This is a genomic window from Micromonospora sp. NPDC051300 (genome assembly GCF_044455315.1).
In the GTDB taxonomy this organism is placed as follows: Bacteria; Actinomycetota; Actinomycetes; order Mycobacteriales; family Micromonosporaceae; genus Micromonospora; species Micromonospora robiginosa.
Genome location: NZ_JBITEP010000006.1, coordinates 145688 through 161490, shown reverse-complemented (window position 1 = coordinate 161490; position 15803 = coordinate 145688). Strand labels below are relative to the sequence as shown.

General features: G+C 71.5%; 13 protein-coding genes. 12 read left to right on the top strand and 1 reads right to left on the bottom strand.

All coding sequences use genetic code 11. From position 1 onward, the window contains the following. Positions 1-12: 12 nt before the first annotated feature. From ACIA5A_RS09275 to ACIA5A_RS09260, 4 genes are all read left to right on the top strand, one after another. A complete protein-coding gene (locus ACIA5A_RS09275; protein ID WP_181571598.1) occupies positions 13-1266 on the top strand; it encodes a maltose ABC transporter substrate-binding protein in 1254 nt (417 codons plus the stop codon). Beyond that, positions 1266-2906 (top strand): ABC transporter permease subunit, encoded by a 1641-nt coding sequence (locus ACIA5A_RS09270; RefSeq protein ID WP_396758480.1) that lies wholly within the window; start codon positions 1266-1268, stop codon positions 2904-2906. The genes ACIA5A_RS09275 and ACIA5A_RS09270 overlap by 1 nt, the downstream gene beginning before the upstream one ends. Next, positions 2903-3787 (top strand): sugar ABC transporter permease, encoded by an 885-nt coding sequence (locus ACIA5A_RS09265; RefSeq protein WP_396758477.1) that lies wholly within the window; start codon positions 2903-2905, stop codon positions 3785-3787. Before ACIA5A_RS09270 ends, ACIA5A_RS09265 begins: the two co-directional genes overlap by 4 nt. A 136-nt stretch (positions 3788-3923) precedes the next feature. Then, positions 3924-5723, top strand: coding sequence for an alpha-amylase family glycosyl hydrolase (locus ACIA5A_RS09260; RefSeq protein WP_396758474.1), 1800 nt, complete (start codon positions 3924-3926; stop codon positions 5721-5723). A gap of 58 nt (positions 5724-5781) precedes the next feature. Here the strand turns inward: ACIA5A_RS09260 and ACIA5A_RS09255 are convergent, their stop codons facing one another. Next, positions 5782-6369: a TetR/AcrR family transcriptional regulator gene (locus ACIA5A_RS09255; protein WP_396758472.1), complete on the bottom strand. Its 588-nt coding sequence runs from the start codon at positions 6367-6369 to the stop codon at positions 5782-5784. A 98-nt stretch (positions 6370-6467) separates the two neighbouring features. Here ACIA5A_RS09255 and ACIA5A_RS09250 point away from each other — a divergent pair, with 98 nt between their 5' ends. From ACIA5A_RS09250 to ACIA5A_RS09215, 8 genes are all read left to right on the top strand, one after another. Beyond that, positions 6468-7466, top strand: a complete 999-nt coding sequence (locus ACIA5A_RS09250) for a hypothetical protein (protein ID WP_396758469.1) — start codon at positions 6468-6470, stop codon at positions 7464-7466. 57 nt (positions 7467-7523) lie between these two features. Next, positions 7524-7865, top strand: coding sequence for a hypothetical protein (locus tag ACIA5A_RS09245; protein WP_091061503.1), 342 nt, complete (start codon positions 7524-7526; stop codon positions 7863-7865). A gap of 277 nt (positions 7866-8142) precedes the next feature. Beyond that, the gene (locus tag ACIA5A_RS09240) at positions 8143-9216 is read left to right on the top strand and encodes a BMP family protein (protein ID WP_396758805.1); all 1074 of its coding nucleotides are present in this window, start codon (positions 8143-8145) and stop codon (positions 9214-9216) included. Positions 9217-9421: 205 nt separating this feature from the next. Then, on the top strand, positions 9422-11002 hold the full coding sequence (locus tag ACIA5A_RS09235) for an ABC transporter ATP-binding protein (RefSeq protein ID WP_396758803.1): 1581 nt from the start codon (positions 9422-9424) through the stop codon (positions 11000-11002). Then, positions 10999-12336: an ABC transporter permease gene (locus ACIA5A_RS09230; protein WP_396758466.1), complete on the top strand. Its 1338-nt coding sequence runs from the start codon at positions 10999-11001 to the stop codon at positions 12334-12336. The genes ACIA5A_RS09235 and ACIA5A_RS09230 overlap by 4 nt, the downstream gene beginning before the upstream one ends. A 2-nt stretch (positions 12337-12338) precedes the next feature. Beyond that, a complete protein-coding gene (locus ACIA5A_RS09225) occupies positions 12339-13619 on the top strand; it encodes an ABC transporter permease (RefSeq protein WP_396758463.1) in 1281 nt (426 codons plus the stop codon). Positions 13620-13712: 93 nt separating this feature from the next. After that, on the top strand, positions 13713-14426 hold the full coding sequence (locus ACIA5A_RS09220) for a cytidine deaminase (protein ID WP_396758460.1): 714 nt from the start codon (positions 13713-13715) through the stop codon (positions 14424-14426). Positions 14427-14506: 80 nt separating this feature from the next. Continuing rightward, positions 14507-15787: a thymidine phosphorylase gene (locus tag ACIA5A_RS09215; RefSeq protein ID WP_396758457.1), complete on the top strand. Its 1281-nt coding sequence runs from the start codon at positions 14507-14509 to the stop codon at positions 15785-15787. Positions 15788-15803: the final 16 nt, after the last annotated feature.

The following is a 15803-nucleotide window of genomic DNA, read 5'->3' as shown; positions in this document are numbered from 1 at the left end:
ACAGGAGTACCGATGCGCATCCGTACCGCGGGTGTGGTCGCCGTCCTCGGCCTGGCGCTCGCCGCGTCCGGCTGTGGTGACAGCGGCAGCGACAAGCCGGCCGCCGAGCAGTCCGCCAGCAAGGCGACCGGTGGCAAGCTGGTCATCTGGGCCGACGACAAGCGCACCGCCGCCCTCAAGCCCTTCGCCGAGGAGTTCGGCAAGGAGAACGGCGTGACCGTCGAGGTCCAGGCCGTCTCCAAGGACCTGCAGACCAACTTCGTCACCGCCTCCCAGCAGGGCTCCGGCCCGGACGCCGTGGTCGGCGCGCACGACTGGATCGGCAACCTGGTCCAGAACGGCGCCATCGACCCGGTCCAGCTCACGGCCGAGCAGAAGGCGGGCTTCAACGAGACCGCGGTCAAGGCGGTCACCTTCAACGGCCAGCTCTACGGCGTGCCCTACGCCACCGAGAACCTGGCGCTGCTCCGCAACACCGAGCTGGCCCCCGAGGCGCCGAAGACGATCGAGGACCTGGTCACCGCCGGCAAGAAGCTCAAGGCGGAGAAGAAGGCCAGCGAGATCCTGTGCCTCCAGTCCGGCCAGAACGGCGACGCGTACCACATCTACCCGCTGTACTCCTCGGCCGGCGGCTACCTGTTCGGCACCGCCGCCAACGGCGACTACGACCCGAAGGACCTGGGCGTGGGCAAGCCGGAGTCGATCGCCGCGTTCCAGAAGATCGCGAAGCTCGGTGAGAAGGGCGACGGCGCGCTGAAGCGGTCCATCACCCCGGAGAACTCGATCTCCACCTTCACCGGCAAGAAGTGCGCCTTCCTGGTCTCCGGCCCGTGGGCCGTGGCCGACGCCAAGAAGGCCGGCATCAAGTACGACATCTCCCCGGTCCCCGGCTTCGCCGGTGGCAAGGAGGCCCAGCCGTTCGTGGGCGTCCAGGCGTTCTACGTCGCCGCCAAGGGCAAGAACAAGGCCCTGGCCCAGGAGTTCGTCACCAACTACGTGACCAAGCCCGAGCTGGCCGTCGCGCTGTACAAGGCCGAGCCGCGCCCGCCGGCGCTGACCGCGGCCTTCGACCAGGTCAAGGGTGAGGACCCGGACCTGGCCAAGTTCTCCGAGGCCGGCAAGAACGGCCAGGTGCTCCCGGCGATCCCGGCCATGGCCGCGATCTGGGACCCGTTCGGCAAGGCCGAGGCCGCCGTCATCGGTGGCGCCGACCCGGCCAAGACGATCACGGCCGCCGGCAAGACCATCCAGGGTCAGATCAAGTAATGAGCGCGCCGCTGTCCGGCCCGGGGTCCACGCGGACCCCGGGCCGGGAGCCCGCCCGCCCCGGGCTCCCGCGCACGTCCCGTACCGCGCGGAACCACGCGCCGATCACCGCGACCGGCCTCGTCGTCAAGGTGGTCCTGCTCGGCCTGGTGGCCGGGATCGCGATCTGGGCGGCGTTCCCGCTCATCGAGGCCGGACACTGGATCGGGCTGGGCGTCCTGGTCGCCACCACCGCCGCCCTGTTCTACCTCTACCTGGGCCGCCGGCACATCCCGGCGAAATACCTGGTCCCCGGCACGCTCTTCCTGATCGCCTTCCAGGTGCTCCCGGTGCTCTTCACCGCCAGCACCGCGTTCACGAACTTCGGCGACGGTCACCGCGGCAGCAAGGACGACGCGGTCGTCGCCATCCAGACCTCCTCGGTGAAGCAGGTCCCCGGCTCCACCGAGTACGCGCTGACCATCGCCACCAAGGGCGACCCGGCGACCGGCGAGCTGGTCTTCCTGCTCAGCGACCCGAAGACCAAGCAGGTCTTCGCCGGTGACGCGGGCGGGCTGCGTCAGCTCGACGCCTCCGACGTCACGGTCAGCAGCCTCAGCGGCAAGATCACCGCCGCCGAGGGCTACACCGTGCTGAACATCGGGCAGGCCAGCGGGCGCAGCGACGCCGTCACCGCGCTGATCGTGCCGACCGACGACGGCGCGATCCGCTCCAACGGCCTCACCAGGGCCTACGAGGGCAAGGCGGCCCGGACGTACGACGCCGGCTGCGACTGCGTCAAGGACAGCGAGACCGGCAAGACGTGGACCGCCGACGAGAAGGTCGGCTCCTTCGTCGCCGCCGACGGGGAACGGCTCACCCAGGGCTGGAAGGTGAACGTCGGGCTGAAGAACTTCGGCGCCGTGCTCACCGACCCGAACATCTCCGGGCCGTTCTTCGGCACGCTCGCCTGGAACTTCGCGTTCGCGATCGGCTCCACCGGGTTCACCTTCCTGCTCGGCATGGCCATCGCGCTCGCGCTGCACTCGCCCCGGATGAAGGGCACCAACCTCTACCGGGTGCTGCTGATCCTGCCGTACGCCATGCCGTCGTTCGCGATGCTGCTGGTCTGGCGGGACATGTTCAACACCGACTTCGGCCTGCTCAACAACCTGTTCGGGCTGGACGTCGACTGGTTCGGCGGCGCCTGGTCGGCCCGGGTCGCGGTGCTGCTGGTGCAGCTCTGGCTCGGCTACCCGTACATGTTCCTGGTGGCCACCGGCGCGCTCCAGGCCATCCCGCGGGAGCTGACCGAGGCGACCTCGGTCGACGGGGCGACGCCCTGGCAGTCGTTCAAGGCGGTCACCCTGCCCCTGCTGCTGGTGGCGCTCTCGCCGCTGCTGATCGCGTCGTTCGCGTACAACTTCAACAACGTCAACGCGATCCTGTTCACCACCGAGGGCGGGCCGTTCGCGCCGGACAACCCGCGCAACGGCGCGACCGACCTGCTGATCACCTACACGTACCGGTTGGCGTTCGGCGCCCAGGGCGCCGAGTACGGCCTGGCCGCCACCGTCTCGATCTTCATCTTCGCGATCGTGGCGACGGTGTCGGCGATCAGCTTCCGGAACACCCGCAAGCAGGAGGAGGTGTACTCGTGACCAGCCTCGCGCAGACACCCGCGGTTCGACGGTCGCGCAGCCGGTGGTTCGCCCAGGTGGGCTGGCGGCACGTGGTCGGGGTGCTGGCCGTGCTGTTCAGCCTCTTCCCGATCATGTTCGTGATCTCCGCGGCGCTCAACCCGCTCGGCACGCTCTCCTCCACCGAGCTGCTGCCGACCGGGGCGTCGCTGGAGAACTTCACCAACCTGTTCGACCGGACCGCGTTCGGCCACTGGTTCCTCAACTCGCTGCTGTTGGCGGGCGTGGCCAGCTTCGCGTCGATCTTCCTGTCGGCGCTGGCCGCGTACGCGTTCTCCCGGATGCGGTTCGCCGGGCGGCGGGTCGGCCTGCTCACGCTGCTGCTGATCCAGATGTTCCCGCAGTTCCTGGCGATCGTGGCGATCTTCCTGATCTTCACCACGATCACCGACCTCTACCCGGGGATCGGCTTCAACACCCCGTGGGGCCTGTTCCTGCTCTACATGGGTGGCGCGCTCGGCGCGAACACCTGGCTGATGAAGGGCTTCTTCGACACCCTGCCGAAGGAGCTGGACGAGTCGGCGACCATGGACGGCGCCTCGCACGTGCAGGTCTTCTTCCGGATCATGCTGCCGCTGGTGGCGCCGATCCTGGCGGTGACCGGCCTGCTCGCGTTCATCGGGTCGATCAACGAGTTCATCATCGCCAACGTGTTCCTCACCAACACCGACTCGAAGACCCTCGCGGTCGGCATGTACGGCCTGGTGGCGGGGGAGCGCAACAACAACTTCGGGATGTTCGCGGCGGGCACGCTGCTCACCGCGATCCCCACGGTGCTGGTGTTCCAACTGCTCCAGCGCTACATCGTCTCCGGCCTCACCTCCGGAGCGGTCAAGGGCTGAGCCTCCTCGGCTCACGCTGCGGCAAGGGCGTCGTGTCGGCGTACACCACAGCGGTTTGGAGGGCGACCGCCGCGGTCGGGTGACCGATCGCGGCGGGCGCCCCACTCACTGTCGGTACGACGCGAAAGGCCGCACCATGTCCCTGCAGCCCCACCACGACGGCTCCGCCACCTACGTGCCGGAGCAGGAGCCCGCGCTCGGACAGACCGTGCCCGTCTTCGTGCGGGTGCCGGCCGGCGCCGGCGTCGACCAGGTGCACGTGCGCACCACGGGCGACGGCGAGCCGCGCTTCGCCGAGGCGGTCGTCGACCGCGCCGTCGGCGGCGACGTGTGGTGGCGGGCCGACGTCGAGGTCCGCAACCCGGTCAGCAACTACCGCTTTCTGCTCGACGGCGCCGCCGGCGCCCGCTGGCTCAACGCCGCCGGCACGGCCGGCCACGACGTGCCGGACCACGGCGACTTCAAGCTGGTCAGCTACGCGCCGCCGCCGGCCTGGGCCCGGGACGCGGTGATCTACCAGATCTTCCCGGACCGGTTCGCCCGCTCGGCCGGCGCGGACGGCCGCAGCGTCCCGGACTGGGCCATCGCCTGCGACTGGGACACCCCGGTCATCGGTCGCGGCCCGGAGACGCCCCGCCAGTTCTACGGCGGCGACCTGGACGGGATCACCGAGCGCCTGGACCACCTGGACCGGCTCGGCGTCAACACGGTCTACCTCACCCCGATCTTCCCGGCCCGGTCCAACCACAGGTACGACGCGTCCAGCTTCGACACCGTCGACCCGCTGCTCGGCGGCGACGCCGCGCTGGCCCGGCTCGCCGACGCGGTGCGGGCCCGGGGCTGGCGGCTGCTCGGTGACATCACCAGCAACCACACCGGCGACGCGCACCGGTGGTTCACCGACGCGATCTCCGACGTCGACGCGCCGGAGCGGGAGCTGTACTACTTCGACCTGCCCGGCGCCGACTACGAGTCGTGGAACGGGGTCAAGTCGCTGCCGAAGCTCAACTGGGGCAGCGCGGAACTGCGCCGCCGCTTCGCCACCGCCGACGACTCGCTGCTGCGCCGCTGGCTGCGCCCGCCGTACGGGCTGGACGGCTGGCGGGTGGACGTGGCGAACATGACCGGCCGGCGCGGCGCGGACGCGTACACCCACGAGGTGGCGCGGCTGCTGCGCGAGGTGGTCGCCGAGACCCGGCCGGACGGGCTGCTGCTCGCCGAGCACGGCCACGACCACACCGGCGACCTGGACCGCGACGGCTGGCACGGCACGATGAACTACGTCGGCTTCACCGACCCGGTGTGGTCCTGGCTGCGCCACGGCGACGGCCCGGTGCCGAACTTCCTCGGCACGCCGGGCGGGGTGCGGCGGCGGGACGCGGACGCGGTGCTGGCCACCATGAACACCTACCGGTCGCTGATCTCCTGGCGGTCGTACACGCACTCGTGGCAACTGCTCGGCTCGCACGACTCGGCCCGGATCCGCACCGTGGTCGGCGACGCGGCCCGGCAGGAGGTGGCCGCCGGGCTGCTCGCCACCATGCCCGGGACCCCCGTCGTCTTCGCCGGTGACGAGTTGGGACTGACCGGCACGAACGGGGAGGGCTCGCGTACCCCGATGCCGTGGCACCGGCCGGAGAGCTGGGACCGGCGCACGTTCGACGCGTACCGGTCGTTGCTGGCGTTGCGCCGCGACGAGCCGGCGCTGCGGCACGGCGGGCTGCGGTGGGTGCACGCCGACGCGGACACGCTCGTCTTCCTGCGCGAGGCGCCCACCGGGACGGTGCTGGCGCTGGCCCGGCGCGCCCCCGGCGCCCCGGTCCACCTGACCGGCCTGCCCGCCGCCGAGAACATCTACGGCGGTGCGCCCGCGCTGCGCCCCGGCGCGGCGACGCTGCCCGCCGACGGCCCCACCTTCCAGCTCTGGCGCTGGTGAGTAAGGAGGGGCCCCTTGTTAACGCATTCTGCATAACAGGGGGCCCCTCCTAACACCCTCAGCGCAGGAGGGTGCGGGCGCCGGCGAGGTAGCTGGCGCGGTCCGGCGATCCGGTGAGGATCCGCTGGGTGAAGTAGCCCGGCACCAGCCCGAACAGCGCCGCGCCGACGGCCGCCGGATCGGCGTCGGCGGGCAGCTCGCCGGCGTCGCGCGCCCGGGTCGCGGCGGTCACGAAGTGGCCGCGCAACCGGGTGTACGTGGCGGCGACGAATTCGGCCAGCACCGGGTCCCGCTGGGCCTCGCTCCACACCTGGAGCGCCAGCGGCAGCACGCCGTCCGGGCCGAGCTGGGTGTCGACGAAGGTCAGCGCGCGTTCCAGCACCCCGGTCAGGGGCAGCGGCGGGTCGGCGGTGGACAGGTCGGCGAAGGTCGCGTCGGCGGTCCCGATCACCGCCTGGGCGATGGCCGTGATCAGGTCGTTCTTGCTGGGGAAGTAGCGGTAGACCGCGCCGACCGAGAGCCCCGCCTCCTTGATCACGTCCTGCATCGAGGTGTGGTGGAACCCGTCGCGCACGAAGCAGCGCCGGGCCGCGTCAAGGATCTGCTGGCGGCGGGCGGCGAGGTGCTGTTCGGAGACGCGTGGCACGACACACATCCTAAAGCGAACGTTCGTTCTTGACGAACGGGTCGGTAGCGGCGCACGCTCATCTCAAGAGAACGAACATTCGTTTTAAGGAGACGAGGATGCTCCGCTCCCGTTCGCCCTGGGCCCTCACCGCGCTGCTCGTCGGCGTGGTGGTGGCGGTGCAGGCGTTGCTCGTACCGCTGTTCGCGGCGCCCGCCGCGCACCTCGCGCCGCGCGACCTGCCGGTGGCCGTGGCGGGTCCGCCACCGGCCGTCGCCGAGCTGACCGCCCGGCTGACCACCGCCCGGCCCGGCGGCTTCGCGATCACCGCGCTGCCGGACGCGGCGGCGGCCGACCGGGCGCTGCGCGACCGGGAGGTCTACGCCGCGTTCGTGGCCGGCCCGGACGGCGTCGCCCTGCACACCGCGCCGGCCGCGAGCCCGACCGTGGCCGCCCTGCTCACCGAGGCCGCCGGCCAGCTCTCGGCCGGCCGCCCGGTGCCGGTGACCGCGGTCGTGCCGACCGACCCGGACGACCCGCGCGGGGCCGGGTTCGCCGCCGGGTTCCTGCCGCTGGCGCTCACCGGCATGCTGGCCGGCGTGCTGCTGACGCTGCTGGTCGCCGGCCGCCGCGCCCGGCTGGCCGGCCTGCTCGGGTACGCGGTGCTGGCCGGCGCGGCCGGCGTCGCGGTGCTGCACGGCTGGCTCGGCCTGCTCGACGGCGACCCGTGGCGGGAGGCGGGCGTGATCGGCCTCTTCTCGCTCGCCGCCGCCGGCACGGTCGCGGGGCTCGGCGCGCTGCTCGGTCGCGCCGGTCTCGGCCTCGGGGCGTTGCTCGTCTTCCTGGTCGGCAACCCGCTCTCCGCGGTCGCCGCCGCGCCCGAGCTGCTGCCGCAGCCGTGGGGGACGGTCGGACAGTTCCTGCCGGTCGGTGCGGGCGGCACGCTGCTGCGCTCGGCGGCGTTCTTCGACGGCGCGGGCGCCGGCCGGCCGCTGGCGGTGCTGGCCGGGTACGCGCTGGTCGGGCTGGCGCTGGTCCTGCTGGGTCGCCGGGCCGGCGGTGGTGCGGGCGGCGAGACGGTGTCGGCGCGGCCGCAGGCGGCCCAGGTCACGGTATGACGGCACCTCGGCGAGCTGACTACTACGCGGTGTCGTTGATGGGGGAGGATGATCGGCGTGGAAGCTCTTCGACTGATCCTTCTCTACGTCCATCTGATCGGCTTCGCGCTGCTGCTCGGCGGCGGGATCGCCCAGTACGTCAGCGGCCGGCTGCGGATCAACGCGGCCATGCTGTGGGGGGCGGTGATCCAGATCCTGACCGGTCTCGGGCTCTCCGCGCCGCTGCGCGACGGCGACGAACCGGCCCCGGCGAAGCTTGTTACCAAGTTGGTGCTCGCGCTGCTCATCTTCGTCATGGTCTTCTTCTCCCGTAAGCGGGAGTCCGTGAACCGTGGGCACTTCCTTGCGATCATCGGGTTGACGCTGCTCAACGCGGCGGTCGCGGTGTTCTGGCGGTAGTCCGCCGGACGCCGGGAGGGCACCGGGAATCAGACGTTCAGGACGTGTCCGCGCACGCCTACCGGTCGAAAGAGTGATCTGCCCCACCCAAGGGTTACACCGGGGTAACGGACACTCAACAGTCGTGCACGATTGTCGGCCGGTGGGTGGGCGCGGGCGTACGCTCCCGTCCGTAACGTGGGACGCCGGCGGCACATCGCAGGCCGGCGCAAGGGCATGCGTACCGCGCACGACGCGGGCGCAATGGGAAGGAGACGTCTTGCGCTCTGTGCGTGGGATGCGGATCGCCTCCGCCTTCGTGGCGGGTGGCCTCGTGCTGGGCGCCGCCGCGTGTGGTGAGGCTCCGGACGACGACAACAACAACGCCGGCGGCAACGGTGGCAAGAAGTACAGCGCCTGCATGGTGACCGACGTCGGTGGCATCGACGACAAGTCCTTCAACACCTCGGCCTGGAAGGGCCTCCAGGAGGCGAAGAAGGAGAACGACAACATCGACATCAAGAACGTGCAGTCGAAGGCCGAGGCGGACTACGAGGTCAACCTGACCGGGTTCGTCAACCAGAAGTGCGACTTCATCCTGGCCGTCGGTGGCCTGATGTCGGACGCCACCAAGAAGGCCGCCACCGCGAACCCGAACCAGCAGTTCGCGATCGTCGACGCCAACCCAAGTGTGGGCAACATCTACCCGATGCAGTTCGACACCGCGCAGGCCGCCTTCCAGGCCGGTTACCTGGCCGCCGGGATGAGCAAGACCGGCAAGGTGGGCACCTACGGCGGCCTGCCGATCCCGCCGGTCACCATCTTCATGGACGGCTTCGCCGACGGCGTGGCGTACTACAACAAGGCCAAGAGCAAGAACGTCTCGGTCATCGGCTGGGACAAGGCCACCCAGAAGGGCTCCTTCACCAACGACTTCGTCAAGCAGGACGAGGGCAAGAAGGTCTCCGACGCGCTGGTCGCCCAGGGCGCCGACATCATCATGCCGGTCGCCGGCGGCGCCGGCCTCGGCACCACCGCCGCGGCCAAGGCCTCGGGCGGCAAGTACTCGGTCGTCTGGGTCGACGTCGACGGCTGCGAGAGCACCCCGGACTGCTCGGCGATCGTGACCACGGTCGTCAAGAACATCCCGGAGGCCGTCAAGGAGGCCGTGGTGAAGGCCGCCGGTGGCGAGAAGCTCCAGTCCACCCCGGGCTTCGTGGGCACCCTGGCCAACACCGGTGTCTCCATCGCCCCGTACCACGACTTCGACAGCAAGGTCCCGGCGGACCTGAAGGCCGAGGTCGACAAGATCAAGGCGGACATCGCCGCCGGCACCATCACGGTCACCTCGAAGGCCCAGCCGACCAAGTGACCGCTCCGCCGGCCGCCGCGGTGAGATCATCGGCAGCGGGGCCGGCAAGCACCAGCTAGCACGATCCGGCCGTCCCGGGCGTACGGGTTCTCCAACCCCACGCCCGGGGCGGCCGGTCACCGTGATCCCCCGACACCCCCACCCGGCGCGGTGGCGGCGCGGCAGTCGCTACGCTGCACCATCGCTCGCACTCCAGGAGGTTGCGCTGAGACTCGAACTGCGCGGCATCACCAAACGGTTCGGTGATCTGGTCGCCAACGACCACATCGACCTCACGGTGGAGCCTGGAGAGATCCACGCCCTGCTCGGCGAGAACGGCGCCGGCAAGTCGACCCTGATGAACGTGCTCTACGGCCTCTACCAGCCGGACGAGGGCGAGATCCTGGTCGACGGCAAGCCGCTGAAGCTGAAGGGCCCGTCGGACGCGATCGCCGCCGGGATCGGCATGGTGCACCAGCACTTCATGCTGGTGCCGGTCTTCACCGTGGCCGAGAACGTGATGCTCGGGGCCGAGCAGGTCAGGCTGCCGTTCGCCGGCCTGCTGGACCGCCGGCGGGCCCGGCGCGAGGTCGCCGAGGTCTCCGAGCGGTACAACCTCCGGGTCGACCCGGACGCGGTGATCGAGGACCTGCCGGTCGGCATCCAGCAGCGGGTGGAGATCGTCAAGGCGCTCACCCGCGACGTCGACCTGCTGATCCTGGACGAGCCGACCGCCGTGCTCACCCCGCAGGAGACCGACGAACTGCTCACCGTCATGCGGTCGCTCAAGGCCGCCGGCAAGTCGATCGTGTTCATCACCCACAAGCTGGGCGAGGTGAAGGCGATCGCGGACCGGATCACCGTGATCCGGCGCGGGCGGACGGTCGGCACCGCCGAGCCGAGCGCCAGCCGGGACGAGTTGGCCGCGCTGATGGTCGGCCGCAACGTCCGGCTGACCGTGGACAAGCAGCCCGCCCAGCCGGGCAAGCCGGTCCTAGGGGTCGCCGGCCTGGTCGTGGACGACGACCGGCAGATCCGCGCGGTCGACGGCGTCGACCTGACCGTGCACGCCGGTGAGGTGCTCGGCGTCGCGGGCGTGCAGGGCAACGGCCAGACCGAGCTGATCGAGGCGATCATGGGCCTGCGCCCGGTGCTCGCCGGCTCGATCACCCTCGACGGCGAGGCGACGCAGGGCTGGTCGACCAAGAAGGTGCTGCGCGCCGGCGTCGGCTACGTGCCGGAGGACCGCAGCGTCGACGGTCTGGTCAAGGAGTTCTCCGTCGCGGAGAACCTGGTGCTGGACATCTACGACCGGCCGCCGTTCGGCAAGGGCCTGTCGTTGAAGCCGGACGCGATCGCGAAGTCGGCGAAGGAGCGGATCGAGCAGTTCGACGTCCGTACCTCGTCGGCCGAGGCGGCGGTCGGCACGCTCTCCGGCGGCAACCAGCAGAAGGTGATCGTGGCGCGGGAGCTGTCCCGGCCGCTGAAGCTCTTCATCGCCGCCCAGCCCACCCGCGGTGTGGACGTCGGCTCGATCGAGTTCATCCACAGCCAGGTCATCCGCGAGCGGGACGTCGGCACCGCGGTCATGGTGGTCTCCAGCGAGCTGGACGAGGTGATCGGCCTGGCCGACCGGATCGCGGTGATGTACCGCGGCCGGGTCATCGGCATCGTCGGCCCGGACACCCCACGCGAGGAGATCGGCCTGCTGATGGCCGGCATCACCCCCGACACCGCGCCCGCGACCCCGCGCGAGGGCGACGCCGCCCCGGCCCCCGAGGGCCCCGGCAACGAGGACGAGGCATGACGAACCCGAACCCGGCGTCGGGCTCCCCGGACAAGGAGCCGGCGACCGAGTCGCTCCAGGCCCGCGAGGAGGCCCGGGCGACGCCGACGACGCCGGCCGGCGACACCGCGCTGAAGCAGCGGCCCGCCGAGGCGCCCCGGCCCAGCCTGGGCAGGCTCTTCCTGGACAACCTGTGGGCGGCCAACACGGTGACCGTGACCGTGCTCGCGGTCGTGCTGGCGATGCTCGTCGGCGCGGTGCTGATCATCGTCTCCGACCCGGAGGTGCTGGCCACCTACAGCTACATCACCGCCCGCCCGGCGGACGCGTTGAACGCGAGCTGGACCGTGGTCAGCGAGGCGTACGCGAACCTGTTCAAGGGCGCGATCTTCGACCCGGACGCGGTCGGCTTCACCGCCGCGATGGGCCCGATCTCGGAGACGCTCACCTACACCGCGCCGCTGGTCTTCACCGGCCTGTCGGTGGCGCTGGCCTTCCGTGGCGGCCTGTTCAACATCGGCGCCCAGGGCCAGGCGACCATCGGTGTCGTCCTGGCCGCGGTCGCCGGCTTCGCGCTGCCGCTGCCCCCCGGGGTGCACCTGCTGGTGGCGCTGATCGCCGGCGCGCTCGGCGGCGCGCTGTGGGGCTTCATCCCGGGCATCCTCAAGGCCCGCACCGGGGCCCACGAGGTGATCAACACGATCATGCTCAACTACGTGGCGGTCTACTTCCTCTCCTGGATCATCGTCCAGGGCGGGGTGCAGAACCCGACCCGGTCGGACGCGATCAGCAAGCCCGTCGAGTCCTCCGCGCAACTGCCCCGGCTGCTCGGCGACAACCTGCGGGTGCACGCCGGCATCCTGCTCGCGGTGCTCGCCACCTGGTTCATCGCCTGGCTGCTCAACCGCTCCACGCTCGGCTTCGAGCTGCGCGCCGTCGGCGCCAACCCGGACGCCGCCCGGACCGCCGGCATCAGCGTGACCAAGACGTACGTGCTGGTGATGGTGATCGCGGGTCTGCTGGCCGGCCTCGGCGGCTCGAACATGGTGCTCGGCTCCACCGCCGACGCGCTGACCCCGCTGGTGATCGCCCAGATCGGGTTCGACGGCATCCTGGTCGCCCTGCTCGGCCGGGTGAAGCCGTGGGGCGTGCTGCTGGCCGCGCTGCTGTTCGGCGCGCTGCAGGCCGGCGGCAACCGGATGCAGTCGTACTCCGGGATCTCGCTGGAACTGGTCACCGTGCTCCAGGCGCTCATCGTCATCTTCATCGCCGCGCCCGCCCTGGTGAAGGCGATCTTCCAGCTCCGGGCGGCCCGCGCCGCCCGGCTGCAGACGAGCCTCGCGAAGGGCTGGTGAGCATGTCCACCACCGCTGTCCCCGACGTCGCGGTCACCGCGGTCGACGAGGGTTTCTGGACGCGGGCCCGCAAGGCCGGCGCCGTCCTGTTGGCGCTGGGCGTGCTCGCGGCGGTGCTGTTCGGCGCGCTCGCCACCGACCAGCAGGCCCGCTTCACGCTCAGCGAGACCGAGGGCGGTGCCGCCCTGGAGATCAACGGCACGGTCGGCGCGATCCTGTTCGGGGTCATCGCCGCCGCGACCGGGGCCGCGCTGCTGGCCGGCGTGCCCAAGCGCTGGTTCACCCTGCTGCTCGGCGCCGGCCTGGTCGCCTTCGTGCTGAGCTTCCTGTGCTGGCAGGTCTCCGCCGCCCCCGAGGGCCGCAACTTCATGCCGCTGGTCAACGTGCTGCGGGGCACGTTCGTCCTGGCGCTGCCGCTGATCTTCGGCGCGCTTGCCGGTGTGCTCTGCGAGCGATCCGGCGTGGTCAACGTGGCGATCGAGGGCCAGTTGCTGATGGGCGCCTTCTCCGGCGCGCTGTTCGGCAGCATCTCCGGCAGCGTCTGGGTCGGCCTGGTGGCCGCCGCGATCGGTGGCGCGTTCATCTCGCTGCTGCTGGCCGTGTTCGCCATCCGCTACCTGGTCGACCAGGTGGTCATGGGCATCGTGCTCAACCTGCTGGCGGTCGGCGTCACCGGCTTCCTCTACGAGCGGCTGATGCAGACCGACGCGGCGAAGTACAACAGCGCGCCGCGGTTCAGCAACTGGGAGATCCCGCTGCTGAAGGACATCCCGCTGCTCGGGCCGGCGCTGTTCCGGGGCAACATCTTCCTCTACCTCGGCCTGCTGCTGGTGCTGGTCATCCACCTGGCGCTGTTCCGTACCCGGTGGGGCCTGCGGACCCGGTCGGTCGGCGAGCACCCGACCGCCGCCGACACGCTCGGCGTGAAGGTGCTGCGGCTGCGCTACCGCAACGTGATCATGGCCGGTCTGGTGGCCGGCGTCGGCGGTGCGTCGTACACGCTGGCGCTCTACTCGTTCACCAAGAACATGATCGGCGGCAAGGGCTTCATCGCCCTGGCCGCGCTGATCTTCGGCCGGTGGAGCCCGACCGGCGCGCTGCTCGCGGCGCTCTTCTTCGGCTTCGCCGACCAGCTCGCCACCTACCTGGGCGCGATCGGCAGCGGCATCCCGAGCCAGTTCCTGGCGATGCTGCCCTACCTGGCGACGATCCTGGCGGTGGCCGGGCTGGTCGGCAGGGTCCGGGCGCCGGCCGCCGACGGCAAGCCGTACATCAAGGGCTGACCGCCGCGCGACGCACCGTGCCCGGCGGGGGTGACCCGCCGGGCACCGTCGTCTCCGGCCGCGCTCGCGACCGATCGGCGTGAATTGGGCAGAATGGGAGTCGTGATGGACATCGACTGGGAGCGGCTGCGGGCCGCCGCCACCGAGGTGATGCGGCACGCCTACGTGCCCTACTCGAAGTTCCCGGTCGGGGCCGCGGCCCTGGTCGACGACGGCCGGGTGGTGGTCGGCTGCAACGTGGAGAACGCCGCGTACGGCGTGGTGCTCTGTGCCGAGTGCGGCGTGGTCTCCTCGCTGCACGCCACCGGCGGCGGCCGGATCGTGGCGCTGTCCTGCGTCGACGCGACCGGCGAGCCGCTGATGCCGTGCGGCAGGTGCCGGCAGTTGCTCTGGGAGCAGGGCGGCCCGGAGTGCCTGATCGAGGCGAAGGGTGGACCCTTGCGGATGGCCGAGCTGCTGCCGCACGCCTTCGACGTGGCCGACATCGAGGCGGTCACCGGCGAGCGCCCGGTGCCCGTGGTGCCGGACCGGCTGGCCGCCTGGCGGGGGCGGGGCACGGTGTTCGTGCACCCCGACCTCTCGGACGGGCGGCAGGTCTGGACGGCCTACTGGGAGCGGTCGGCAGGCGACACCGAGGGCGCCGAGACCGGTGTGCTGGAAGAGGGCCCGACCTGGGACGATTCGGTCGGGGCGATCGAGTGGGGGTTGGCGCGGACGCCGCGCGTGGTGGTGGTGGACGCGTCCGGCACCATCTTCTGGGCCGGTGAGGGCGAGCCGCCGTCGGAGATCCCGGTTCGTTGGGGTTGAGGTCGGCCCAGGCCCGATGTGGTCACCGTTCGCGGGTCGGGTGGACCTCGCGCACGCGCTATTACTGATTGGATCTTGTGGTGAGTGCTTTCACGGCGGTTGACGTCATCCGGGCCAAGCGGGACGGAGGCGTGCTGGGCGACGGGCAGATCGACTGGGTGGTCGACGCGTACACCAAGGGGTTGGTGGCCGACGAGCAGATGTCGGCGCTGGCCATGGCGATCCTGCTGCGCGGCATGACCGGCCCGGAGATCGCCCGGTGGACCGCCGCGATGATCGCCAGCGGTGAGCGGCTGGACCTGTCGCCGGTGGCCCGGCCGACCGTCGACAAGCACTCCACCGGCGGCGTGGGTGACAAGATCACCCTGCCGCTGACCCCGCTGGTCGCCGCGTGCGGCGCGGCCGTCCCGCAGCTCTCCGGCCGGGGCCTCGGCCACACCGGCGGCACGCTCGACAAGCTGGAGTCGATCCCCGGCTGGCGCGCGGCGCTGTCCAACGACGAGTTCATCGCCCAGCTCCGCGACGTCGGCGCGGTGATCTGCGCGGCCGGTGACGGGCTTGCCCCGGCCGACCGGAAGCTGTACGCGCTGCGCGACGTCACCGGCACCGTCGAGGCGATCCCGCTGATCGCCAGCTCGATCATGAGCAAGAAGATCGCCGAGGGCACCGGGGCGCTGGTGCTCGACGTGAAGGTCGGCTCGGGCGCGTTCATGAAGAACGTCGACGACGCCCGCGAGCTGGCCCGCACCATGGTCGAGCTGGGCGGCGCGCACGGCGTGCGGACGGTCGCCCTGCTCACCGACATGTCCACCCCGCTCGGCCTGGCCGTCGGCAACGCGGTCGAGGTCACCGAGTCGGTGGAGGTGCTGGCCGGCGGCGGCCCGGCCGACGTGGTGGAGCTGACGCTGGCGCTGGCCCGGGAGATGCTCGACGTCGCCGGCCTGCCGGACGCCGACCCGGCCGCCGCGCTGCGCGACGGGCGGGCCATGGACTCGTGGCGCGCGATGATCCGGGCGCAGGGCGGCGACCCGGACGCGCCGATGCCGACCGCCAACGAGGTCGAGCTGGTCACCGCGACCGAGGACGGCTGGGTGGCCGAGGTGGACGCGTACGCGATCGGGGTGGCCGCCTGGCGCCTCGGCGCCGGCCGGGCCCGCAAGGAGGACCCGGTCAGCGTGCCGGCCGGCGTGGTGCTGCACAAGCGTCCGGGCGACCCGGTGCGCGTCGGTGACCCGCTGTTTGAGCTGCGCGCCGAGCACGCCGAGCGGATCCCGGCCGCGTTGGCGCAGGCCCGGGACGCGATCCGGGTGGCGCCGGCGGCCCCCACCACCACGCCGCTGGTGATCGAACGGGTCGGCTGACCGGCGGGCCATGGTG